The following is a 23,663-nucleotide window of genomic DNA, read 5'->3' as shown; positions in this document are numbered from 1 at the left end:
GTCTAGGGCCTCCAGGCGCCCATGGACGCCAACGGCTCGGGGGCGGCGAGGCGCTCGTCGAAGCGCGGGCTGGCCAGGGCGGCCGCGGCGACCAGGCAGCGCTCGACGTCGTCGGGCGGCGGCGGTGGCGCCAGCGCGTCGGCGTGCTGCTCGAGGAAGCCCGTGTGCGTGTCGCCCGAGATGAAGTCGGGATGGCCGAGCACGCGCTCCAGGTAGGCCGTGTTGGTCACCGTGCCCAGCAGGACCGTGCGGCACAGCGCGTCGCGCGAGCGCGCGATCGCCTCCTCGCGGGTGGCGCCGTGGGCGGCGATCTTGGCGATCATCGGGTCGAACGAGGCGCTGATCTCCTGGCCCTCGACGACGCCGTGGTCGACGCGGATGCCCTCGCCGGCGGGGAAGCGCACGAGGCCGAGGCGGCCGGTCGCGGGGATGAACCCGGCGTCGGCGTCCTCCGCGTAGACACGGCACTCGATCGCGTGGCCGCTCATGCGCACGTCGTCCTGGCCGTAGCCCAGCGGCTCGCCGGCCGCGATGCGGACCTGCTCGGCCACGATGTCGATGCCCGTCACCAGCTCGGTGACCGGGTGCTCGACCTGCAGCCGCGTGTTCATCTCCAGGAAGTAGAAGCTGCCGTCCTCGTCGAGGATCATCTCCACGGTGCCCGCCGAGACGTAGTCGACGGCCCGGGCCAGCGCGACGGCGGTGGCGCCCATGGCCGCGCGCGTCTCGGCGTCGATCGCCGGCGACGGCGACTCCTCGATCACCTTCTGGTAGCGGCGCTGGATGGAGCACTCGCGCTCGCCGAGGTGCAGCACGGTGCCGTGCGTGTCGGCCAGGACCTGGACCTCGACGTGGCGCGGCTTGGTGATGAAGCGCTCCACGAAGACGCGGCCGTCGCCGAAGCTGGCCTTGGCCTCCGCCGACGCGCGGTCGAAGGCCTCGCGGCAGTCGTCGGCGTCCACCGCGATGCGCATGCCCTTGCCGCCGCCGCCCGCGCTGGCCTTCAGCAGGACGGGGAAGCCGATCTCGGTGGCGATCGCGACCGCCTCCTCGACGTCGGCCACGGCGTCGGGCGAGCCGGGCAGCGTCGGCACGCCGGCCGCGGCGGCCAGGCGCTTGGACTCGATCTTGTCGCCCATGGCGCGCATCGCCGACGGCGGCGGGCCGATGAACGTGATCTCCGCGGCGGCCAGCGCCTCGGCGAACGCGGCGTTCTCCGACAGGAAGCCGAACCCCGGGTGCACGGCGGTGGCGCCCGTCGCGTGACAGGCGGCCACGATGCCCTCGATGTCGAGGTAGGCGCCCACGGGCGTGTCGCCGAACAGCTCGACGGCCTCGTCGGCCTCGCGCACGGCGCGGCCGCAGGCGTCCTCGGCGTGATAGACCGCCACGCTGGCGATCCCCAGGCGGCGCAGCGTGCGCATGATGCGCACGGCGATCTCGCCGCGGTTGGCGACGAGGACCTTCTCGGGGAGGCTCACGCGACCGACTGCTCGCGCGCGGGCGCGGCGTCGCGGGTCAGCAGCCCGTTGGCGTCCCACTCGGCCGGCACGGCGATCGGCACCTGCAGGAGCATCGCGCCGAAGCTCTTGCCCTGCGGGTCGTAGCGCAGCGTCGACGTGCCGCCGCGGCCGCCCAGGGCACCCTCGAGGATGAAGTTGACCGCCGACAGGCCGGGCAGCGACCAGCGCTTGACGCCGCCGGTGAGGTACTGCTGGAAGAACGCCTGGACCCGGTCGGTCGTCAGCTGCTCCTCGATGACCGCGGCGAACTCGGGCCGGCGGGCGATGACGCCGATGTTGGCGTTGTTGCCCTTGTCGCCGCTGCGGGCGTAGGCCAGGCGGCGCAGCGGCACGGTGAAGCCGCCGGAGATCGGACTCACCCCGCCGGAGGGCGCGTCGGGCAGCTCGGGCGTGCCGGCCGCGGGTCCGGGCTTGCCCGGGGCGATGTCGACCGGGATGGTCTCGTCGCCGAGCAGGACGCGCACGTCCAGCGAGGCCTTCTCGATGAGCAGGTGGTAGACGGCGATGGCGGGCGCGACGCGCGGCCGGCCCGCGAAGTACCCCGTCATCCCCTGGGCGACGAGCGCCATAGGGGCGAACTCGCTCGCGAAGTGCTCGAGCGCCGCGCGTTCGGGATGGCGCACGCCGATCTTCACGACGGCCTCCGTGGCCGCGTCGTTGCGGTGCTCGGGGCCGAACGTGTCCCCCGCGCCGACGACCTCGACCGAGGACTCCGTCAGCGGCTCGAAGCCCGCCTTGGCGATGAGCCGCTCGGCGCGCGAGACGAGCGCCTGCCCGGCGCGCCGGGCCTTGGCGCCGGCGTCCAGGCCGCCGAAGGCGGCGGTGGTCATGCAGCGGTAGCCGTTGGCGTGCGTCGCGGTGACCTTGTAGGTCGTGGGCGGCTGGCTGCCGCGCGCTCCGGAGACGCGCACGCGGTTCTCGCCCACGGACTCGAGCTTGATGTTGCGCCAGTCGCACAGAACGTCGGGCATGACGTAGGCGCCGGGGTCGCCGATCTCGTAGAGGATCTGCTCGCTGACGGTGGCGGGCGAGACCAGGCCGCCCGTGTTGTCGGGCTTGGAGATGATCGCGGTGCCGTCGGGGAAGCACTCGGCGATGGGGAAGCCCATGTTGTCCCAGCCGGGCACGATGTCCCAGTCGGTGAAGTTGCCGCCCGTGCACTGCGGCCCGCACTCGACGACGTGGCCGGCCAGCGTTCCGGCCGAGAGCAGGTCGTAGTCCGTGTCGCTCCAGCCGAACTCGTGCAGGAGCGGGCCGAGGGCAACGGCGGAGTCGACCGCGCGGCCGGTCACGACGATGTCGGCCCCGGCGGCCAGCGCGGCCGCGATGGGCCGGGCGCCGAGGTAGGCGTTCATCGTCATCGGGCGCGCCGGCAGCGGCTCGCCCGTGAACATGTCCTTGGGGTCGGAGCCCAGGATCGCGTCGGCCTGCGGGGTGAGGTCGTCGCCGAGCACGGCCGCGACCTTGAGCGGCACGCCGGCGGCCTCGGCCGCATCGCGGAAGGCCTGCGCGCAGGCCGCGGGGTTCAGCGCGCCGGCGTTGGTGACCACCTTGATGCCGCGCTCGTGGATGTCCTGCAGGCGTGCGGCGATGACGCGGATCGCGTCGGGCACGAAGCCGGCGTCGGGGTCCTTGGCCCGGGCCCGGGCCAGCAGGGCCATCGTGATCTCCGACAGGTAGTCCGAGATGAGGTAGTCCACCTCGGACCCGTCGAGGATCTGGTCGACCGCGGTGCTCGTGTCCCCCCAGAACGCCGCCCAACAACCCAGACGCACGGAATCAGCCATGGGCGGAGACTAAATGAACGTTTATTTGAATGTCAAGGGCGATCGCGTCAGGATGGGCCGCGTGGCCCGCCGAGGCGCCGACATCACCCGCGAGAAGCTCCTCTCCGCCGCCCACGACCTGTTCGTCGAGCGCGCCACCCACACGGCCACCGTCAGCGAGATCTGCGACCGCGCCGACGTCAACGTCGCGATGGTCAAGTACTGCTTCGGCAGCAAGGACGGGCTGCTCGACGCCCTGCTCGAGCGCGTCCTGCGGGGGCTGTCGAGCGAGATCGACCGGCTGTCGGCCCTGCACCTCGACCCCGAGGAGGCGCTGCACCGCCACGTCGCCGAGATCGTGCGCAACTACGTGCGCTATCCCTACGTCAACCGGCTGATGAACGAGCGGCTGCAGCGCGCCGAGCCCGGCGCCGTGGACCGCATCAGCGCGTCCTTCGCGATCCCCGCCCGCGACTTCTACGCGACGCTGCTGGCCGAGGGCCGCCGCCGCAGCGGCTGGCGCGAGATCGACCCGACGCTGTTCTTCTTCAGCGTCGTGGGCATCTGCGAGTTCCTGTTCGCCGCGGGCCCGCTGCTGGAGCGCTCGTTCCAGGCCACGATGGACCCCGACCTGGTCGAGCGCTACATCGAGCACGCCACGGCGCTCGTGTCGGCCGGGGTCGCGCAGCGCGTCCCCGGCCCCACCCGCTGACTCAGGCGCCGGCGACCAGCGGGCGTGGCGCGGTGCCCGAGGCGGGCGCCCGGAACTGGAACTCGGCGTTGCCGTAGCCGACGCGGCCGTCCTCCAGCGTGCACCGGAACGACGCCTTGTCGTTCCACATCGTGGCCTTCTCACCGCGCTCGTCGCGCATGCTGAACAGCAGCGGCACGACGTTGAGGATCTCGCAGGTCCCGCGCATCTCCTGCTCGCCGGCGCCGACCGTGAACTCCCACGAGTCGGGGCGGTCGGCCCGCGGGCGCGGGGCGAACGTCAGGTGCTCGGTGAACGAGGTGATCGGGTGCGCGGCGCCGTCGGCGTAGATCGCCCCGTCCTGCAGCCAGCGGGTCCCGTCGAACGTGGCGCGCCACAGCGTGAGCTGCGAGCCCTCCTCGAACAGGATGTCGGCCCAGCGCCAGCCCTTGGGACGCGACCAGTCGCGCGAGCCCCACGAGTGGTCCTTGGCGCCGCGGCCGTCGATCTCGTACGTGCGCCCGTCGACGGTCATCGTCCCCGTCACGCGGCCGACCTCGTCGACGTGGCCGTCGAAGAGCCCGTCCCACTCCGGGTTCTCCTCGTAGATGTAGGCGGGCTGGTCGGGCGTGAAGTCCAGGTCGTAGGACACGGGCACCGACAGGCACTCGGGCGTGTCGGCCCCACGCAGCGCCGGGATCGCGACCGCCACGTCGGAGCCGCCGTCGTTGAGATGGCCGTCGAACCGGAAGCTCCACGTGCCGAGCTTCGCGCGCGGCACGTAGAGCAGGCCGCCGACCTCCCGGTGGCCGGTGTGCTCCTCGTAGCGGCCGTACTCGCTGGCGCCCAGCGTCGGCAGGCCGGGGCCCCAGACGACCTGCATCGAGCCGAACGAGCCCTTGGACGGGCGGTAGCCGATGCTCGAGTAGCCGCCGAGACCGTGCTTGAAGTCGTAGAAGTCGAAGTAGAAGCTCTCCCGCCAGCGCTCCCGGGCCGGGTCGGGCTCGTGGAAGAGGTCCTCCTCGGGATCGACGACCGCCGGGCTCACGCCACCGTCCCGCGGACGATGGGCGACACGGAGTCCAGGTCGGCCAGGCCGTGCACCGCCTGCTCGAGCGCGTCGAGCTGGGCGCGGTCCAGCGCGATCTCGGGCTCCATGCGCTTGATGTTGGCCACCACGCCGTTCCAGTCCCAGCCGTAGGTGTAGACGTCGGGCACCAGCTCGCCGCCGACGGTGCCCGCGTCCAGGTCGACCTCGACGCGGCCGGCCAGCGACGGCAGGCCCTCGTCGGGGAGCACCTCGGTGACCGAGACCAGGCGGGCGATGACCTCGTCGTCGAACTCACGCAGGCCCTCGAGGGTGGCCGAGCGGTGCTTGAGCGCCATGGCCACGCAGTACTGCGCGCTCATGAGCGTCGCGCCGACGTCGACGAACGGGCCCTCGTTGACCGTGCCCGGGTAGCTGCGGTCGGCCGGGTTGAGGTGCACGCGCACCGCGACGATCTGCGCCGGGTCGATGTCGTGGCGGTTGGCCAGGTCGATCGCGACCTGTACCGGGCTCTGCGTGATCGCGCAGACCGGATAGGGCTTGTAGGTCACGTCGAGCGAGCGCCAGCGGGTGCCGAGCTCCCAGTCGCCGGCGATGTCGAGGTCGGCGTCGGGCCCGGCGAACGCGTTGGCGAAGCCGGCCGCGCCCTCGTACCAGTGCGGCGCGCCCGTGAAGCCGGCCTGCGCCAGCCGCGCGGCGTGCACGCCGTGGCGGGCCGCCATGCCGAGGTGCAGCCGGTACTCGCTGGTGCCGTCGATCCAGGTCTGGTTCAGGCCGCCGGCGAAGTTCGCGGCGATGGCGATCGCGTTGCTGATGCCCTCGGCGTCGAGGCCCAGCAGCGACGCCGACGCGGCGGCCGCCCCCAGCGGACTGAAGACCGGCGTGGCGCGGAAGCCGCGCGCGGTCGACACCGCGGCCAGGCGCTCGGACACGGCGCAGCCGACCTCGCAGCCGGCGGTGATCGCGCGCAGGAACGCCGCGCCGTCGGAGCCCTCGCGCTCGGCGATGGCCAGCGCGGCCGGAAAGACGGCCGAGCCGATGTGGGTCTTGCCGGCGAAGAACGTGTCGTCCTGCGCGCGCGTGTGCATGAGCGCGCCGTTGGCGAAGGCGGCGTCCTCGGCCAGGACCCGGTCGCCGTCGCACAGCATCGTGGCCTCGGCGGGCCCGCGCCCCCGCGCCAGCTCCCAGAGCGCGGCGCCCTGCGTCGAGGCGCCGAGCGCACAGGAGAGGTTGTGCAGCAGGCTGGTGCGCAGCTTCTCGGCGACCTCGGCCGGCACGTCGGCGTCGGCCAGCTCGGCGACGAAGCGGCCCAGCTGCCGGCCGACGCTCGTCGTGGACTGGTGCACGGTGCTCATGATGCTCCCTCCTCGCTCGGATCCGGTCCGGCGGCCAGCAGGCCGTCGGGGTCCTGCAGTCGTTCCTTGACGTCGACCAGGAACGGCGCGCCCTCCGCGCCGGTGAGAACGCGATGATCGCACCCCAGCGTCAGGCGCATCGCCTGCCGCCCCGCGGCGTCGGGCGTGACCGTCCCGACGCCGAGGATCGCCGCCTGGGGCGGGTTGATGATGGGGTCGAAGTCCTCGATGCCGAACATGCCGAGGTTGGAGACCGTGAAGGTCGCGTCCTCCAGCAGCTCGCGGCCCAGCTTGCGGGCGTTGGCCAGGCCGGCGACCTCGCGGACGGCCGCGGCGACACCGTGGACGTCCAGGCGGTCGGTGTCGTAGACGGCGGGGACGACGAGCCCGCCCTCGACCGCCACGGCCACCCCGACGTTGACGCGCGGGTGCACCTCGACCGTGTTGTCGCCCCAGGAGGCGTTGACGTGCGGGTGCGCGCGCAGCGCCCGGCCCACGGCCAGGACGATGAAGTCGTTGATCGACGGGACCGGGGTGACCCCCGAGGCCTTGATCTGCGCGCGGGCGGCGATGAGCGCGGTCGCGTCGGCGGTCACGCGCAGGTAGAAGCACGGCACCGCCGACGCCTCGACCATGCGCCGCGCCATGGCGCGGCGCATGAGCGAGAGCTTGCGGACCTCGGGCTCGCCGCGCCCGGTGGGCGCCGCGACCTGGGTCATGACTCCAGCACCATCAGGACCTGGGTGACGGGGACGATGTCGCCCTCGGAGACCAGGATCTCGGCCACGGTGCCCGCCGACGGTGCCTCCATGTCCATGTTGGCCTTGTCGGTGGCCACCTCGAGCAGCGCATCGCCCTCGGCCACCGTGTCGCCGACCTTCACCTCGATGCCGACGATCTCGACCTCCTCGGTGTTGCCGGGGTCCTGGATGACGATCTCCACGCGGTCGGACATCAGCCCTGCATCACCTTTCGGACGGCATCGGCAACGGCGTCGGGGCCCGGGGCGCGCCACTCGGCGAGCGGCACCGGAGTCGGCACGTTGATGAACGGGGAGGCGACGCGCACGGGCGCCGACTTGAGCTCGGACAGGCAGTTCTCCACGGCCAGCGCGCAGACCTCCGAGCCGATGGAGCACGGCGCGGTGGCCTCCGTCGCGGTGACGAGGCGGCCGGTCCGCCGGATGGACGCGACCAGCGCATCGGTGTCCAGCGGCGACAGCGTGCGCGGGTCGATGACCTCGACCGAGATGCCCTCCTCGGCCAGCGTCTCGGCGGCCTCCAGCGCGCGGTCGACGAGTCGGCCGATGGCCACGACGGTGACGTCGGTGCCCTCGCGGCGCGTCTCGGCGACGCCGATGGGCAGCACGAAGTCCTCGTCGACGGGCACGTCGCGGCGGGTGGGCAGGATGCCCAGCGTCTCGATGAACAGCACCGGGTCGTCGTCGCGGATCGCGGCCTTGAGCAGCCCCTTGGCGTCGCGCGCGTTGGAGGGCATGATCACCTTCAGCCCCGGGACCGCGCAGAACCACGCCTCGAAGTTCTGCGAGTGCTGCGCCCCGTTGGGGCCGCCGGCCCCGCACATCGTGCGGATCGTCAGCGGCATGGAGTGCCCGGAGAAGTACCGGAACTTCGCCGCCTGGTTGACGATCTGGTCCATCGCGATCATCGCGAAGTCGAAGAACATGATCTCGACGACGGGACGCAGGCCGACGGCGCCGCCGCCGACGCCCAGGCCGACGAGGACGGCCTCGCTGATCGGGGTGTCGCGGACCCGTAGGCCGCCGAACTTGTCCAGCAGCCCGCGGGTGACCCCGTAGGGCCCGCCGGGCCGCCCGACGTCCTCGCCGACGAGGACGACGCGCTCGTCGCGCTCCATCTCCTCGGTGAGCGCCTGGTTGATGCCCTGCCAGGTCTTCAGGGAGCGCGTCTGCGCGGTCTCGGTGGTGGCGGTCATGTGGTGGCGAGGTGGTCGAGGGCCAGGGAGTCGGGGCCCGTGATCGGGCTGTTGAGGGCGAACTCCAGCGCGGCCTGGATCTCGGCCTCGGCGGAGGCGTCGAGCTCGTCGGCCACGGCCGCGTCGAGCTTGGCGCGCGAGCGCACGAGCGGGTCCTTGGCCCGCCACTGCTCGACCTCGTCGGACTCGCGGTAGGCCGCCTTGTCGCCGGCGTAGTGGCCGAACCAGCGGTAGGTGACCGCCTCGATCATCGTCGGGCCCTCGCCGGCACGCGCCCGCGCGACGGCGTCGCCCACCGCGGCGAGGACCTCGTCGATGTCGTTGCCGTCGACCTTGACGCCGGGCATCCCGAAGGACTCTCCGCGACGGTGGATCTCGCCGGCCACGTGCACGCTCTGCGGCGTGAGCTCGACGTACTGGTTGTTCTCGCAGATGAAGACGAGCGGGAGCTTCCAGAGCGCCGCGATGTTCAACGACTCGCCGAAGGCCCCGGTGCCGGTGGCGCCCTCGCCGAAGAAGCAGACCGTGACGTCGTCGCGGCCCTGGGCCTGCATGCCGTACGCCGCGCCCGTGGCGATCGGGATGCCGGCGCCGACGATGCCGTTCGTGCCCAGCAGCCCGATGTCGGGGATCGCGACGTGCATGGAGCCGCCGCGGCCGCGGGAGTAGCCGGGCTCGCGGCCCAGCAGCTCGGCCATCAGGCGGTCGGCCTTCGCGCCCTTGGCGAGGCAGTGGTGATGACCGCGGTGCGTGGAGAGGACGGCGTCGCTGACGCGCAGCGGCGAGATCGCGCCGACCGCGACGGCCTCCTGGCCGATGGAGAGGTGCAGCGGCCCGGGGACGTTGCCCTCATGGAACTGCTCGTGGACGGTCTCCTCGAAGCGGCGGCTGAGCCGCATGAGGCGGTAGCGCGCCTGCGCGGCCTCCGCTCCTGACGGGGACTCCACCGTGGACGTGCGGGACTCTGCCAAAACCGATCTCCTCTTCGACCCCGAACCATTCCCTACCGCACGGTAGGCTGGGGCCACTGTACCGTGTGCGGAGGAGCACGGCAAACCTGGATTCCGTCCTCCGACCACGACCTGGAGGTTGCTTGTCCCCGACCGATCCGCAGCGCCGGTCGGCCCGGCCGGACACTGGGTCCGCGACGCCGGTCCGCGCCGACATCATCGCCGCCGCGACCCGCGTGTTCAGCGAGCGCGGCTACCACGCCGCGTCGATGTCGGAGATCGCCGCCGCCGTCGGCATGCGCAAGCCGAGCCTGTACCACCACGTGCGTCGCAAGGAGGACCTGCTCTTCGCGATCCACGAGCAGATGATCGACGAGCTCATCGCCGAGATGATGCGGATCGTCGGCTCCTCGGCCACGCCGGCGGAGAAGGTCGCCGCCACGCTGCGGTCGGCCATGGGGTTCGTCGCGCGCCACCGCGACGGCGTCACGGTCTTCCTCGCCGAGCACCGCTCCGTCGGCGGCGAGCGCTGGAACGAGCTGGTCATCAAGCGCGACTTCTACGAGCAGATGCTGCACCGCGTCCTGACCGAGGGCCGCGAGGGGGGCGCGTTCGTCGACGTGCCCCCGGCCATCGCGGCCAAGGCGCTGCTGGCCATGGCCAACTGGGGCTACACGTGGTTCCAGCCGGGCGGCCCGCTGACGGCCGAGGAGGTCGCCGAGACGTTCGCGCGGATCGCGCTGCGGGGGCTCGAGGTCCGCTGAGCGGCCGCGGTCACCCCGCCGGGGGTGGCGCGGGCGCGCCGGTCAGCTCCTTGCGCAGCTCGTCCTTGCGGATCTTGCCGATCGAGGTGCGCGGCAGCTGGGTCGCGAACGTGACCAGCGTGGGCACCTTGAACTTCGAGAGGTGCTCACGGCAGTAGTCGATGACCTCCTGCTCGCTGAGCACGCCCGGCTCGGTGGGCACGACCACGGCGGCGACGGCCTCGTCGCGGATGTCGTCGGGCACCCCGACCACGGCCGCCTCGGCGATCTGCGGGTGCTCGAGCAGCGTCGACTCGACCTCGATGGCCGACACGTTCTCCCCCGCCCGCTTGATCATGTCCTTCTTGCGGTCGAAGAAGTACAGGTAGCCCTTCTCGTCAGCGTAGGCGTTGTCGCCGGTGTGCAGCAGGCGCCCGTGCAGCGCCGCGGCGGTGGCCTCCTCATCGTTGAGGTAGCCGAGCATGATGTCGCGCCCGGGAGTCCCCTCCACGACGATCTCCCCCACCTCGCCCTGGGCGACCTCGCGGCCCTCGTCGTCGAGCAGCAGGAGCCGGCGGCCCGGCGAGGGCAGGCCGATCGACGGCCAGCGCCGCGGCCCGGCGATGGGCGAGCAGGCCAGCAGCGTCATGGCCTCCGACAGGCCGTAGCCGTTGATCAGCTCGATGCCGAAGCGCTCCTCGAAGGCGTCCTTCTCCTCGTCGGTGACGTTGATGGCGAAGAAGAGCCGGCGGACCTTGTGGTCGCGCTCGGCGGGGTCGACCGGCTGGGCGATGAGCGTGCGCAGCTGCATCGCCACGAGGCAGGTCTGCGTCGCCTCGTGCTCGCGGACCTGGCGCATGAACTTCGAGGCCCGGAACTCCTCGAGCAGGATGAGCGTGCCGCCCACGGTCAGGTTGCCGAACAGGTTGAAGGCCTGGGCGTTGACGTGGAACATCGGCAGCGCGGTCAGGCAGCGCTCGCCGGGCGTCAGCCACAGGCAGTGCACGGAGTCCAGCCCGGCGCGCAGGCAGTTGGCGTGGGTGAGCATCACGGCCTTGGGCTTGCGCGTGGTGCCCGAGGTGAAGATGAGCTCGCAGACGTCCATGGAGCGCGCCTGGTCGTCGGGGACCGGGCCGCCGGTCTCCAGCAGGTCCTCGAAGCGGGCATGGGAGCCGGCGGCGCCGCGCGCGACGAGGATCTCCAGGCCGCCGCCGGCGTCGGCGACGGCCTGCTCGACGGGCTCGACGAGGTCGGGCTCGGTGATCGCCCGCCGGGCGCCGGTGGTGGCGATGATGTGCCCGATCTCCGACGCGGTGTTCGCGACGTTGGACGGCACGAAGACGGCGCCCAGCCGAGCCATCCCGAACCACGCGACGAGCAGCTCGGGGCAGTTGCGCAGGTGCACGACGACGTAGTCGCCGCGGCCGACGCCCCTGGCGGCCAGCCCGGCGGCGCAGCGGTGGGCGCGGTCGCGGACCTCGGCGTAGCTGAGCTCGGTGATCGCGCCCGTGCGGTCCTCGAAGACGATGAGCGTGCGGTCGCCGAACTGGCCCGCCTGCTCCTCCAGCAGGTCGGTGATCGTGCGCTCCCCCATCGCGTCGAGCGTCGGCGTTGCGGGGTCCAGGTGCGTCCGTGCGTCGGTCATGCCATGTACATCCCGCCGTTGACGTCCAGGGACACGCCGTGGACGAAGCTGGTCAGATCGGAGGCGAGCAGCACCGCGATGCTCGCCTGCTCGTCCGCGGTCGACGCGCGGCGCAGCGGCGTCCGCGCGATGCCCTCCTCGAAGGCGTCCTCGCTGAGGATCGTGGTCATCGGCGTCATCGTCAGTCCCGGGAGGATGCAGTTGACCCGGACGCCGAGCGGGCCGCCGTAGCCGGCGAGGTGGCGCGACAGCCCGGCCACGCCGGCCTTCGACGCCGCGTAGGGCGCGCCGGAGCGCAGGCCGCCGGTGCGCGACGCGAACGAGCTGAACAGGACGATGCGCCCGTCGCCGTGCTCGCGCATGAGCTCGATGGCGCCCTGGCCGAGCAGGAACGTGCTGCGCAGGTTGACGTCCAGGACGGCGTCCCACTCCTCGTCGGTCACGTCGGGCAACGGGGCGATCCGGTAGATGCCGGCGCAGTGGATGAGCACGTCGAGGCGGCCGAAGCGCTCCTTGACCTCGGCCAGCGTGCGCTGCACGTCGGCGCGCTTGGACATGTCGCCGGCGATGCGCAGGACGTCGTCGTCGGCGTCGTGGCCGACCTCGGCGGCGTCCAGGCCGGCCTTGTCGTTGTCGGCCAGGGCGAGGACCGCGCCCTCCCCCGCGAGGATCCGGGCGGTGGCCAGGCCGATGCCCTTGGCCCCGCCCGTGACGAGGCAGACCTTCTCGGCGAGTCCCGTGTCGAGCATGTCCTACTCCTTGGTCGTCGGATCGGTGGGGCCGGCGGGGCCGCCGGCTGGAAGAGCGTGCGGACCGCGTCCAGCCTGCCGTCGGCGTAGGCCGCGAAGGCGTCGATGACGCCGTCGAAGCCCACGCGGTGCTCGATGACCGGAGCGAGGTCGACCTCGCCGCGGCCCACCCACGCCACGACGTCGGCGAAGTCGGCGGTGGTGAAGCCGTAGGACCCGTGGATCCGCGTCTCGCGCCAGACGACGTCGCTGACCGGCAGCGGGATGACGTCCTCCCAGATGCCGACGAGCACGACGATGCCCCGGGGGGCACGGCGGTCACGGCGCCGGCGAAGGTCTCGGGCCGCGCGACGCAGTCCACGGCGATGTCGAACCGCCGGCCCGAGCCGAGCACGTCGCCGGGGTCGGCGGCCTCCAGGCCCAGGCGCGCGCAGAGGTCGCGGCGCTCGGGCACCGGCTCGAGCACGAGCACGCCGTCGCCCGCGTGCCGTCGCGCGGCCAGCGCCGCGCCGAGGCCGATGATGCCGCCGCCGATGACGAGCACGCTGTCGCCGGGCCTGGGGTCGGCCAGGCGGACGCCGTGGGCGCCGACCGTGAGCGGCTCGACCAGGGCGCCCCACTCCAGCGGCGTGCCGGGTGCGAGGGGATGGACGTTGCGGGCGGGGACCGCGACGGTCTCGGCGTAGCCGCCGGGCACCGACGGCAGGCAGCCGATCACCGTGCGCCGCTCGCACACGTTCTCGTCGCCGGCCTCGCAGTGCGCGCAGGCGCCGCAGCCGACGATCGGGTTGACGGCGACGGGCGTGCCGACGGGGGGGCCGCCGGCGCCGGGGTGCTCCTCGGCGACGTGGCCGGAGATCTCGTGGCCCATGACCATCAGGCCGCCGGGCTCCAGGACCGCGTCACGGCGGTCGTTGCGACCGCTGTAGCCGTAGACGTCGGACTTGCACAGACCCGTGGAGTGCACACGCACCCGCACCTCGCCGGCGCGCAGCGCCGGCGCCGCCACCTCATCGACGGCAAGCCGTCCCGCACCGCGGTAGCTCAGCTGGAGCATGCGTCTCGCACGATCGGACGACGACGGCACCCGCCCGCCGCGTCCGCCGCCCACGACGGGCGGCGGACGACGGACGGCGGGGTCCGGCAGGGATCAGCCGGTCGTGAACTCCGTCTGCCACTTGGAGGCGAAGAAGGACGGCACGTCCAGCTTCGGCGCCACGTACTGCCCCTTGGGCGGCAGGTTGCTGCTGTCGATGATCTCGTAGCTGAACACGTCGCCCACCACGGGGTACTTGGGCTGGTTGTCCTGCGACGGGGGCGTCTTGCGGGCGAAGTACTCCGCCATCTGGTCGACGGCGATCCAGTCCGACGCGTCGTAGTTGGCCTCCGACGTCATGTCGATCTTGCCCTGGCGCATGAGGTCCAGGGTGCCGAGATCGGCGTGGAACGTCGCCACGAGCGGCTTGTCGGGGAACGACTTGCCGGCGTACTTGGCCGAGATGACCTGCCCGGCGATCTGGCCGGTCGTGTCGAACGCCATCCAGAAGGCCTTGACCTTGGAGCCGTACTGCGTGAGCTCGTCGGTCGTGGTCTTGCGCGTGAACGGGACGATGTTCGCCGCGTCGGTGATGGTGTTCTTCAGGATGGTCAGCTTGGTGTTGCCCTGCTTGATGCGGTTGCGCAGCTGATCGGTGCGGTCCTTCGCCCATGCCGCGGGGAAGTCGTGGATGATCACGCCGCCGCCGCCGGGGCCGAGCTTCTTGATGAGGCCGTCGGTGAGCACCTGGCCCGCCTTGACCTCGTCAGGACCGTAGTTGCCGGCCAAGTCGCCGTTGGGCAGCGCGCCGCCGCCGGCCTGGACGACCGGCACGCCGGCCTTCTTGGCCTTGGTCAGCACGGACTGGATCTGGCTCGGGTCGATGGCGATCTCGACGATGCCGTCCACCCCGCGGTCCAGCAGCGAGTTGCCGCAGGCCACGAACACCGTCGGGGTGCCCTTGCCGTCGCACTGGATGGTCTTCCAGCCGAGCTTGCTCGCGGCCAGCTTGGCGGTGGCGGCCAGGCGGTCGGAGGACTCGATGCCGTTCAGGAAGTTGATGATGCCGATCGTCTTGACCGGCAGCGCGACCTTCGCGCCCATCGACGCGCCGACCTTCTTGCCGTCGGCGGTGGCCTGCTCGGCACGCGAGCCGGTGCTCGCGCGGATGCCCGAGCCCTTGCTGACGTTGCTGTTCCCGCTGCTGCTGCTGTTGTTCTTGCTGCCGCACGCGGCGACCGCGAACGCCAGGCTCACGCCGACGACTGCAAGCAGCCATCGCCGCGACCCGTGGACGAAACTCCTCATGTGTGCCTCTCCTCCATTGTGCCGTCGCCCACCTCCGGTGGGCCGTCGGCGATGTATCGATGACCCCGCGCTTGCCTCAGTGCGAGTAGCAGAGCTCGACGAGGGCCGCGTCGGTGATCGCGTCCCCTTCGAGCTCACTCACCAGCCGGCCGTCCCGCATGACCAGCACGCGATTGCATGCCCCCACCAACTCGGTGAACTCCGACGAGATGAAGATGACGCCCTTGCCGCTCGCCGCCAGCTCGGACATCAGGTCATAGATCTCCTCCTTGCCCTCCACGTCGATGCCGTGGGTGGGCTCGTCGAAGATGAAGATGTCGGCGTTGGAGCCCAGCCACTTCGCCAGCACGACCTTCTGCTGGTTGCCGCCCGACAGGAAGCGCGTCGGATGCTCCGAGTTGGCGACCTTGATCTTCAGGCGCTGGACGAGGTCCCGCGTCGTCGACCGCTCGCGGCGCTCGACCGGCAGCGGCACGCCCTTGGCCAGCCGGAACTTCGACATATTGGTCAGCGTGATGTTCTTGCGGACGGAGAAGTCGAGCACCGCGCCCTGGCCCTTGCGGTCCTCGGGCAGCAGCGCCATGCCGGCGCGCATGGCGTCGCGCGGCGACTTGATCGCAACCTCCTCGCCGCGGATGAACACCTTGCCCGACGCGGCGTGGTCGGCTCCGAAGATGAGCCGCATGAGCTCCGTGCGCCCGGCGCCGACGAGCCCGGCGACCCCGAGCAGCTCGCCCTTGCGCAGGGTGAAGCCCGCGTCCTCGACCACGCCCGGCGAGCTGAAGCCCTCCACGCGAAGCAGCTCGGAGGCGTCGCCCGCCATGATGTGCCGCTGGCGCTGCTCGGGCCGCGCGGCCGAGCCGGTGATCTGGGCGATCATCGCGGCCTTGTCGAGGTTCTTGGTGTCGTCGGTGTAGACGGTCTGGCCGTCGCGCATGACCGTCACGCGATCGGTGATCGCGAAGATCTCGTCGAGGCGGTGGCTGACGTACACGACGGCCACGCCGTGGTCGCGCAGCGTGCGCAGCACCTTGTGGAGGTGGTCGATCTCGTCCTCGGTCAGGGATGCCGTCGGCTCGTCGAGCACGAACAGCCGCGCGTTGGCCGCCAGTCCGCGGGCGATCATGACCAGCCGCCGCTCCGCGACGCTGAGCGACGACAGCGTGGCCCGCGGGTCGATCGGCGCCTCGAGCCGGTCCAGCACCGCGCGCGCCCAGTTGCGCAGCTCGCGGCGCTTGACCAGGCCGCCGACCTTCGGGTAGCCGAGGCCCAGCCCGATGTTCTCGGCCACGGACAGGTTCGGCACGTCGGCCATCTCCTGGTGGACGAACGCGAACCCCAGCGCGGCGGCGTCGTGCGGGCTGTGGATGTGGACGGCCTCGCCGTCGACGAGGATCTCGCCCTCGTCGGGCTGGGTGACGCCGGCCAGCACCTTGATCAACGTGCTCTTGCCGGCCCCGTTCTTGCCGAGCAGGCCCAGGATGCTCCCGCCCGGGACCGTCACGTCGGCGTGGTCCAGCGCGACCACGCCGGGGTAGCGCTTGGTGAGCGCTCGTACCTCGATCGCCTTGACGGCGTCGATCTCGGGGGTCCCGAAGTCGTCGTCGGCGACGGCGGCCTGCGTCTCCTCGGTCATGGCTAGGCCTGCCGCTGACCGAGCCGGCTGACCAGGACCGCGGTGATGAGGATGCCGCCCTGGACCAGGTTGATGAGGTAGGTCTGCAGGTCGAGCATCGTCAGGCCGGTCTGGATGACGCCGAGGAACAGGACGCCGACCAGCGTGCCGAGCACGTTGAACTCGCCGGGCCGGAAGACGGCCGCCCCGAGGAACACGGCCGCGAAGGCCGGCAGGAGGTAGGAGCCGCCGACGTTCGGCGCGTAGGAGCCGGCCTGGGCGGTGAGCAGCAGGCCGACGATCGCGGCGGTGATGGCGACGATCACGAAGCCGAGCACCCGCAGGATCCGCACGCGCACGCCCGAGAGGCGGGCGGCCTCGGAGTTGCCGCCGATCGCGTACATGTAGCGACCGATCTCGCTGCGGTCCAGCAGGACCCAGATGATGATCCCGATCACCAGGGCGATCCAGATCTGGAGGTTCAGGCCCAGGAAGTTGTTCTGGCCGATCGCCGTGAAGCTCGACGAGAAGCCGCTGTACACCGTGTCCTGGTTGGTCATGGCGTACTCCACCCCGGTTAACACCGTTCCCATCGCCAAGGTGATGATGAACGACGAGCCGCCGAGGAAGGCCACCATGTAGCCGTTGAGCAGGCCGGCGCCGATCGCGATGGCCAGCACGATGAGGATCATGGGCACCGTGCCGATGCCGTTCTTGACCATGAAGTCCATGGCCGCGCCGCTGCCCAGGCCGATCATCGCGCCGATCGACAGGTCGAAGTCCTGCATGACCAGCACGACGGTGAGGCCGACGGCCATGATCAGCGACGGCGCCGCCAGGGTCAGGATCGACTGCGTGTTGCGCCACGTCGGGAACGAGTGGGGCCGCGCGAGGCTGAAGACGAGGATCGTCACGAGGAACGCGACGAGCAGGCCATAGCGGCTCGCGAGCACGCCCATCGACGTGCTCCTCCGCCGGGAGCCGGGCGCGGCATCGCCGCCAGGCGTTCCGCCGGTGCCGCTCTTGCGATCCTCAAGCGCGAGCGCGGGGCTCGGCACGTTCTCTGACATCAGTCTCTCCGTCTCGCCCTAGCTTGGGCGCCATTCTCTCCACGCCACCTGCGAGGGGGTACTGTCACAAGCGCTAATCGGCCCGCGGCGCGAGGTGCCGCGGCACCACGACGAGGCCCTGGAGGACTTCACCGCCGTCCTGATTGGTGCAGCGCGCCTGCACGACGAGATCGCCCGCGTGGTCGCTGACGTCCTCGGCCCGGCAGGTCACCGCGTCGCCGATGCGGACCGGGCCGCGGTAGATCACGTCGATGCGCACGCCCGCCGGCACGCCGTCGCCGCCCATCCAGGTGCTGACCGCCTCGAAGAGCGTCTGGAGCCCGATCGGCCCGTGCGCGATCACGCTGCCGAAGGACGTCGCCTCGGCGTACTCGGGGTCCATGTGCAGTGGGTTGTAGTCGCCCGAGAGCTCCGCGTAGCGGTCGATCTCGGTCCGCCCGATGACGTGGGTCACCTCGGGGAACGCGCGCCAGCCGGTCGTCATGCCGCTCCTCCATCCGCGCCCTGGGCGGGCGGCGGGGCCAGGATCATCCACTCGACGATCGCCGGCGTGCGGCCGTCGACCGCGAGGGCGAAGGTGAAGGTGGTGTAGAAGCCGCTGGGTCGGCGCTGCTGCGCGCTGACCCAGACGTGGATCTCGATATCTCCGGCCGCGGGGATGACGTCGACGTGGGAGAACGTCTGACGGGCCAGCACGCCGCCCGGGATGATCCCGTGCAGGGCGCGGCGCAGGACCCGCAGCGTCAGCAGCGGCAGCACGCCCAGCGGGGCGCGCGCGCCGGGCGCCGGCGACCCCAGCGCCCCGCGCAGCCCGTCGCTGGCGTCCTGGTCCAGGGACTCCACGAACGGGCCCCAGCGCTGCCCGACGCTCAGCTCCTCGTAGCTGAGCTCGGAGAACAGCGGAACGTCGCCCATGCTCTTCATCGGGCGACCCTCGCACCTGCGCCGGGGCGCGCCAACTGGCGCAAGTGCCAGACGCCGCGCGACGTCAGGCGCGCAGGTCGACGACGAGCTTGCCGACGTGCCGGCGCCCCTCGATGCTGTGGTGCGCGGCCACGAGGTCGTCGCGGCCGATGATCGTCACGTCGGGGACGAGCAGGCCGCGGCGGTGGAGGTCGAGCACCGCGTCGAAGGCGGCCTGGGGCTCGGCGGGGTCTCGCGCGGCCACGCGCGCGACGACGAAGCCGGCGATGGTCTGGGTCCGGGGCATGAGGCCACGGGTGTCCAGCGTCCCGGGCTGCTGGGCCGCCGCCCCGGCGATGACGTAGCGCCCCCCGAAGGCCAGCGCGCGCATGCTCGGCGCGAACAGCGGTCCTCCGACGCCGTCGACGACGACGTCGGCCCCCTGCCCGCCGGTGGCCTGGCGGACCCGGTCGGCCAGCGTCTCGGGCTCCGACAGGAGGGAGACCTCCGCGCCGTGGCGGCGGGCGACCTCGAGCTTGGCGGCCGTCGACGCGGTGGCGATCGGCCGCCCGCCGGCGGCGCGCACGAGCTGGATCGACGTGGCCCCCAGGCTGCCGGCCGCGGCGTGCACCAGGACCGCCTCGCCGGGCTGCACCTGTCCGAAGCGGTGCACGGCGTACCAGGCGGTCACGCCGGAGACCAGGAGCGTCGCCGCGACCGTCGCCGGCACGTCGTCGGGCACGGTGCACACGCGGCGCAGGGGCTCGGCCACCGTCTCGGCGTAGCCGCCGCCGTCGTCGGTGAAGACCGCGACGCGCGTGCCCGGCGCAGGGCCGCCGTCGGGCGCCTCCAGGACGCGGCCGACGACCTCGAAGCCCGGCGTGAAGGACAGGGGCTGGTCGCGCCGGTACTCGCCGCGGCGCACCATCGTGTCGGCGAAGTTGACCCCGATCGCCTCCACGGCGACGAGCGCCTCGCCGGGCCCGGGCTCGGGCACGGGCTGCTTCACCCAGTGCAGGACCTCGGGGGGTCCGAAGGCGCTGAGCGCCACGGCCTGGTGCATCGCGGGCATCGTCGGCCGACCCTAGGGCGACGGCGGCGGCGCGCCGACTGTCGGATGGAACAGTTGGAGTCCGCCACCGGCGCCGCCAGGGTCGCGGGATGCCGACCTCCGTCGCGCCCCCGGCCTACGTCGGGGCCCTGGGCGAGCAGACCACGCTGCCCGAGATCCTCGAGCGCCGCGCCGCCGCGACCCCCGACGCCCGCTTCTTCACATTCGAGGGTGAGCACCGCACGTTCGCCGAGGGCCTGCAGAGCGCCGAGAGCGCGGCCGGCGCCCTGGCCGCGCTCGGCCTCGGGCAGGGCGACAAGCTCGCGGTGATGCTGCCCAACGGGCCCACGTTCCTGGACCTGTGGCTGGGCTCGGCGCTGCTGGGCGCCGTGCTGGTCCCGGTCAACACGCACCTGCGCGGGGAGGGCCTGCGCTACATCGTCGAGCACTGCGACGCGCGGATCTGCGTCGTCGACGCCCCGCTCGTCGAGGCCTACGAGTTCGCGCTGCCGCCGGGCACCGGGCCCGACCGCCTGCTCGTGGCCGGCGACAGCCCCGGCCCGCGCTGGGTGCCCGTCGCGCCGCTGCTGGACGGCGGGCACGCCGCGCCGTCGCGGCCGCGCGTGCGGCCGGGCGACCTGGCCTCGGTGCTCTACACGTCCGGCACGACGGGGCCGTCCAAGGGCGTCATGACCTGTCACAACGCCTACGCGGTGACCGGCTTCGAGTACGCGCAGACCTACGTGCGCCTGCGCGAGGACGACGTCCTGTGGACCTGCCTGCCGTTGTTCCACATCAACGCCCAGGCCATCTCCGTCGTGCCCGCGCTGCTGTCGGGCCGCCCGCTCGTGATGACCGCCCGCTTCTCGGGCTCCGGGTTCCTCGACGAGGTCCGCGCGCAGGGCGCCACGATCTTCAACTACATCGGCGCGATCCTGACGATCCTGCTCAAGCAGCCCGAGCGACCCGACGACGCCGACAACCCGCTGCGCCTGACCACCGGCAGCTCGGCTCCGGCCGATCAGTTCCACGCGTTCGAGCGGCGCTTCGGCGTCCAGATCGTCGAGATCTACGGGCTGACCGAGAGCGCGGGCGTCGCGCTGGCCAATCGGCCCGACGCGGTGCACCCGGGGACGTGCGGGGTGCCGCTGAGCTGGTCGCAGGTGCAGATCCAGCGGCCCGACGGCACGGAGGCCGCCGTCGACGAGCCCGGCGAGTTCGTCATCCGCACCGATCAGCCCAACACGATGTTCCTCGGCTACTACAAGAACCCGGAGGCCACCGAGGCCGCCTGGGAGGGCGGCTGGTTCCACTCCGGCGACCGCGGCCGACGCGACGCCGAAGGCTGGTTCACGTTCATCGACCGCCTCAAGGACTCCATCCGCCGCCGCGGCGAGAACATCAGCTCCTACGAGGTGGAGCGCGCGGTCAACGCGCATCCCGCCGTCCTGGAGAGCGCCGCGGTGGGCGTGCCGTCCGAGCTGGGCGAGGAGGAGGTCATGATCGTCGTGGTGCCCCGCGAGGGCCACGACCTCGACCCCGCCGACCTCATCGCCCACTGCACGCGCGAGCTTGCCGCGTTCATGGTCCCCCGCTACGTCCGGGTCGTCGACGAGCTGCCCAAGACCCCGACGGAGAAGATCCAGAAGTTCGCCCTGCGCGACCTGGGCTTCGCCGGCGCCTGGGATCGCCAGGCGCCCGCCGCCGGCTGAGCGGGGGGCGACGGCGCCGGGGCCGGGTGCCGGGTCCGGACGGAACGGGCGCGTCCACGCTCACCGAGCGCGCCGGGTGTCGCGAACGTGGGGCATGACGCCACCTTCGCGCCACCTGCCCCCCCCGACGCCCCGCGGACGACCTCCGGGTGCCGGCGCCCCGCGCGGAGCGCCACCCACCCGGGCTCGCCCCAGCCGGCCCGCGGGACCACCCAGGTTCACGAGGCCCGTGGCGCCAGCCGCACGTCCCACACGGGCTCGTCGTCGGGCCGGCAGAGCTCGCCGTCGAGCGCCACGCCGCAGCCCGGGCACAGGTAGGAGCGCCAGATCAGCTCGTGGCCGATCTGCTCCTTGGGGTCGGTGAAGTGCGTCCCCAGCTCGGTCATCGCCAGCTCGAGCCAGGCCGCGCCCCGGCGGTAGTTGCCCTCGCGCGGCGCGAGCTCCCGCGCGCACGCCGCGCAGCCCAGCGCCGGCGTGCCGTCGGCGCCCGGCCCGGCCACGACGGTGGCCAGCGCGTGCTCGGTCACCGAGCCCAGCGCACCCTCGCGCGGCTCGCGCGGCGGGCGGGCGCGGTCCAGCCGACGCGCGCGCAGCGCCTTGCGCTCGGCCGCCGTCGCGGCCTCGTCGACCGCCCCGTCGCCGTCGACGACCACGCCGTAGATCACGCGGGCGTGCTCAGGCGTGACCTTGCCCTGGACCAGGTCGTCGGCCACCAGATCGGCCCGGCGCAGCACCGGGTCGCCGTAGCCGGCGCCCGGGTTGGGCAGCACCTCGAACACGTCGCGCTCGGTGATGCGGTTGTCGAACACCTTGGGCGGCGCCAGGCCGCCCTCGGGCGCCATCTCGCGCAGCGCCGCGGGCGTGCCGGGCAGGCGCCCGTCGGCGAACCAGTCGCGGATCGCGCAGTCCTCGGCACGCCACATGGTGCCGCCCGTCGCCGGCCAGCCGCCGAGCACGCCGATGCCCATCGTCACGCTCTGGGCCAGGCCGCCGGAGGAGATGTAGTGCTCGGGCGAGCGGTGGCCGACCATGGCGGAGACCAGGCACGCGCCGCCGCGCCACTCGCCATGGCCGCCGGAGTCGACGGCCTCGCGCCGGTAGAGGAACAGCATCGGGATCTCGCGTTCGATCGCCTCGACGCTGCCCACGGGGTTCATCGTGGCGCTCATCGTGCCGCCGTGCTCCAGGCCGTCGCGCCACGGGAACGCCCCGAGGCCGCCGACGATGCCGTCCATCGGGAAGTTCGCCGTCGGGTTGCCGTACTGGTCCAGGCCGAAGGTGTGGTTGTAGATCAGCGTCGCCGCCCCCGAGGCGCCGAACGTCTGGTGCGCCGTCGTCGGGTTGGTCGACAGCATCTTCATGTTGAGGTGCTGGGCCTGGACGAGCGCGACGACGAGCCCGATCGAGGTGCTGCACGCCGCCGGGTGGCGCGCCGCGGTGATCGTGCCGCGCTCGAACTCGAAGTCGACCTGTTCCAGCAGCCCCGCCGCGCACAGGTACTGGTCGTAGCAGAGGAACGTCAGCAGCGAGTTGGTGATGCACGCGCGCAACACGCCGGCCGTGATGTTGAACGAGCCGACGCTGGGGTCGGTGCCGGCGTTGGTGTAGAAGAGCCGGTCGCCGGTCTTGCGGACCGTGAGGCTGAACTTGTAGGGGTTGAGGTCGCCGACGACGGCGCCCGAGACGTAGCGCGTGTCGGTCCACTCGCCGTCGGGCAGCGAGCGCAGGCGGTCGCCGACCACGCCCGCCGTCGTCGCGATCATCTTGCGCATCGCGCCCTTGACCTGCAGCGGCCCGTAGCGGCGCACCATGTCCAGCACGCGCTCGCGGGCCAGCTCGACGCCGGCGATCTGCGAGCGCAGCTCGAGCGTCATGAGCCCGCCAGCCGCGACCGCCGGACCCAGGCGTCGGCGACGTCCTCGCGCAGCCGGCCCGCCTCGACGAGCTTGATGGGCGGGAAGAACGTGGGCTCGGAGTAGACGTCGCGCGCCTGCTGGGTGAACCCGCCGGGCTCGACCCCGCCCAGCTCGCGCTGGTGGATGACGTTGTAGACCCAGGCGAACAGCCGGCCCTCCCAGAAGACCGGCGCGTAGACCGCGGTGTCCATCTGGTGGTTCGTGCCGATCCACGGGTCGTCCTGCAGGAAGATGTCGCCCTCGCCGATGCCGACGTTCATCGACCGGTGCTCCAGCGTCCACTTGACCACGAGGTCGGCGCAGCCGCTGAAGAACAGGTTGCCCGGCCCGAAGCAGACGCCGGCGCCGTCCTCGGTCTGGATCGACGTGTTGAAGTCGTAGCCGAAGACGACGACCTGGCTGCCCGACACGCGGCGGATCGTCTCCTGGTGGTCCCAGTTGACGTTCCACAGCTTGGAGCGCAGGACCTCGTAGGAGATCGGGTCGATGTCGGTGTCGTGCTCGGTGTGCAGCTGCAGCGACGGATCGATGACCAGGTCATCCGGCGGCAGGTAGCCGGCAACGAAGGTCTCGGCGCGGCGCTCGCGCTCGTTCTCGAGGGTCCGCGGGGCGTTCGTCGCGCTCAT

At 72.3% G+C, this 23,663-nt stretch carries 21 protein-coding genes and 1 pseudogene; 3 read left to right on the top strand and 19 right to left on the bottom strand.

Annotated elements, in window-relative coordinates; translation table 11 throughout:
- Positions 1-2: 2 nt before the first annotated feature.
- Both FSW04_RS11380 and FSW04_RS11375 read right to left on the bottom strand, forming a co-directional pair.
- Positions 3-1,481 (bottom strand): acetyl-CoA carboxylase biotin carboxylase subunit, encoded by a 1,479-nt coding sequence (locus FSW04_RS11380; protein ID WP_228431156.1) that lies wholly within the window; start codon positions 1,479-1,481, stop codon positions 3-5.
- On the bottom strand, positions 1,478-3,310 hold the full coding sequence (locus tag FSW04_RS11375) for an acyclic terpene utilization AtuA family protein (protein WP_146919289.1): 1,833 nt from the start codon (positions 3,308-3,310) through the stop codon (positions 1,478-1,480). The genes FSW04_RS11380 and FSW04_RS11375 overlap by 4 nt, the downstream gene beginning before the upstream one ends.
- A 61-nt stretch (positions 3,311-3,371) precedes the next feature.
- On the opposite strand from FSW04_RS11375, the gene FSW04_RS11370 reads away from it, so the two are divergent.
- Complete coding sequence (locus FSW04_RS11370) at positions 3,372-4,001, top strand: TetR family transcriptional regulator (RefSeq protein WP_187369428.1); 630 nt, start codon at positions 3,372-3,374, stop codon at positions 3,999-4,001.
- Position 4,002: 1 nt separating this feature from the next.
- Here the strand turns inward: FSW04_RS11370 and FSW04_RS11365 are convergent, their stop codons facing one another.
- The 6 genes from FSW04_RS11365 to FSW04_RS11340 are packed head-to-tail and all read right to left on the bottom strand — an operon-like array spanning position 4,003 to position 9,310.
- Positions 4,003-5,028: a DUF7065 domain-containing protein gene (locus FSW04_RS11365; RefSeq protein WP_146919287.1), complete on the bottom strand. Its 1,026-nt coding sequence runs from the start codon at positions 5,026-5,028 to the stop codon at positions 4,003-4,005.
- Positions 5,025-6,383, bottom strand: a complete 1,359-nt coding sequence (locus FSW04_RS11360) for an MmgE/PrpD family protein (protein ID WP_146919286.1) — start codon at positions 6,381-6,383, stop codon at positions 5,025-5,027. The genes FSW04_RS11365 and FSW04_RS11360 overlap by 4 nt, the downstream gene beginning before the upstream one ends.
- On the bottom strand, positions 6,380-7,102 hold the full coding sequence (locus FSW04_RS11355; protein WP_146919285.1) for a 2-oxo acid dehydrogenase subunit E2: 723 nt from the start codon (positions 7,100-7,102) through the stop codon (positions 6,380-6,382). The genes FSW04_RS11360 and FSW04_RS11355 overlap by 4 nt, the downstream gene beginning before the upstream one ends.
- Entirely contained in the window at positions 7,099-7,338 is a 240-nt protein-coding gene (locus FSW04_RS11350) for a biotin/lipoyl-containing protein (protein ID WP_146919284.1), read from the bottom strand. Before FSW04_RS11350 ends, FSW04_RS11355 begins: the two co-directional genes overlap by 4 nt.
- The gene (locus FSW04_RS11345) at positions 7,338-8,339 is read right to left on the bottom strand and encodes an alpha-ketoacid dehydrogenase subunit beta (protein ID WP_146919283.1); all 1,002 of its coding nucleotides are present in this window, start codon (positions 8,337-8,339) and stop codon (positions 7,338-7,340) included. The genes FSW04_RS11350 and FSW04_RS11345 overlap by 1 nt, the downstream gene beginning before the upstream one ends.
- Positions 8,336-9,310, bottom strand: a complete 975-nt coding sequence (locus FSW04_RS11340; RefSeq protein WP_228431154.1) for a thiamine pyrophosphate-dependent dehydrogenase E1 component subunit alpha — start codon at positions 9,308-9,310, stop codon at positions 8,336-8,338. Before FSW04_RS11340 ends, FSW04_RS11345 begins: the two co-directional genes overlap by 4 nt.
- Positions 9,311-9,432: 122 nt before the next feature.
- Between FSW04_RS11340 and FSW04_RS11335 the strand changes: the two genes are divergently transcribed.
- Positions 9,433-10,053, top strand: a complete 621-nt coding sequence (locus FSW04_RS11335; protein ID WP_187369427.1) for a TetR/AcrR family transcriptional regulator — start codon at positions 9,433-9,435, stop codon at positions 10,051-10,053.
- Between the two features lie 10 nt (positions 10,054-10,063).
- Here FSW04_RS11335 and FSW04_RS27090 read toward each other — a convergent pair whose 3' ends face one another.
- The 9 genes and pseudogenes from FSW04_RS27090 to FSW04_RS11285 all read right to left on the bottom strand — a co-directional run bounded on the left by FSW04_RS27090 (position 10,064) and on the right by FSW04_RS11285 (position 19,430).
- On the bottom strand, positions 10,064-11,677 hold the full coding sequence (locus tag FSW04_RS27090; RefSeq protein WP_146923671.1) for an AMP-binding protein: 1,614 nt from the start codon (positions 11,675-11,677) through the stop codon (positions 10,064-10,066).
- A complete protein-coding gene (locus tag FSW04_RS27085; RefSeq protein WP_146919281.1) occupies positions 11,674-12,426 on the bottom strand; it encodes an SDR family NAD(P)-dependent oxidoreductase in 753 nt (250 codons plus the stop codon). Before FSW04_RS27085 ends, FSW04_RS27090 begins: the two co-directional genes overlap by 4 nt.
- A 700-nt stretch (positions 12,427-13,126) precedes the next feature.
- Positions 13,127-13,483 (bottom strand): annotated as a pseudogene (locus FSW04_RS28465) (alcohol dehydrogenase catalytic domain-containing protein); the annotation flags it as partial.
- Between the two features lie 93 nt (positions 13,484-13,576).
- The gene (locus FSW04_RS11310; RefSeq protein ID WP_146919279.1) at positions 13,577-14,770 is read right to left on the bottom strand and encodes a sugar ABC transporter substrate-binding protein; all 1,194 of its coding nucleotides are present in this window, start codon (positions 14,768-14,770) and stop codon (positions 13,577-13,579) included.
- 76 nt (positions 14,771-14,846) lie between these two features.
- On the bottom strand, positions 14,847-16,406 hold the full coding sequence (locus tag FSW04_RS11305; protein WP_146919278.1) for a sugar ABC transporter ATP-binding protein: 1,560 nt from the start codon (positions 16,404-16,406) through the stop codon (positions 14,847-14,849).
- A gap of 2 nt (positions 16,407-16,408) precedes the next feature.
- Positions 16,409-17,344: an ABC transporter permease gene (locus FSW04_RS11300; RefSeq protein WP_187369425.1), complete on the bottom strand. Its 936-nt coding sequence runs from the start codon at positions 17,342-17,344 to the stop codon at positions 16,409-16,411.
- A 184-nt stretch (positions 17,345-17,528) separates the two neighbouring features.
- Positions 17,529-17,939 carry a MaoC family dehydratase gene (locus FSW04_RS11295; RefSeq protein WP_146919276.1) on the bottom strand — a complete coding sequence of 137 codons (411 nt, stop codon included), beginning with the start codon at positions 17,937-17,939 and terminating at the stop codon, positions 17,529-17,531.
- Positions 17,936-18,379, bottom strand: coding sequence for a hypothetical protein (locus FSW04_RS11290; RefSeq protein ID WP_146919275.1), 444 nt, complete (start codon positions 18,377-18,379; stop codon positions 17,936-17,938). The genes FSW04_RS11295 and FSW04_RS11290 overlap by 4 nt, the downstream gene beginning before the upstream one ends.
- A 64-nt stretch (positions 18,380-18,443) precedes the next feature.
- The gene (locus tag FSW04_RS11285; protein WP_146919274.1) at positions 18,444-19,430 is read right to left on the bottom strand and encodes a quinone oxidoreductase family protein; all 987 of its coding nucleotides are present in this window, start codon (positions 19,428-19,430) and stop codon (positions 18,444-18,446) included.
- 89 nt (positions 19,431-19,519) lie between these two features.
- On the opposite strand from FSW04_RS11285, the gene FSW04_RS11280 reads away from it, so the two are divergent.
- A complete protein-coding gene (locus FSW04_RS11280) occupies positions 19,520-21,121 on the top strand; it encodes an AMP-binding protein (RefSeq protein WP_146919273.1) in 1,602 nt (533 codons plus the stop codon).
- 218 nt (positions 21,122-21,339) lie between these two features.
- Here the strand turns inward: FSW04_RS11280 and FSW04_RS11275 are convergent, their stop codons facing one another.
- Both FSW04_RS11275 and FSW04_RS27825 read right to left on the bottom strand, forming a co-directional pair.
- Positions 21,340-22,995: a hydantoinase B/oxoprolinase family protein gene (locus FSW04_RS11275; protein ID WP_146919272.1), complete on the bottom strand. Its 1,656-nt coding sequence runs from the start codon at positions 22,993-22,995 to the stop codon at positions 21,340-21,342.
- Complete coding sequence (locus FSW04_RS27825) at positions 22,992-23,663, bottom strand: hydantoinase B/oxoprolinase family protein (protein WP_146919271.1); 672 nt, start codon at positions 23,661-23,663, stop codon at positions 22,992-22,994. The genes FSW04_RS11275 and FSW04_RS27825 overlap by 4 nt, the downstream gene beginning before the upstream one ends.

Source organism: Baekduia soli (genome assembly GCF_007970665.1).
GTDB classification, from domain to species: domain Bacteria; phylum Actinomycetota; class Thermoleophilia; order Solirubrobacterales; family Solirubrobacteraceae; genus Baekduia; species Baekduia soli.
This window is presented reverse-complemented; position numbering and strand designations above follow the sequence as displayed.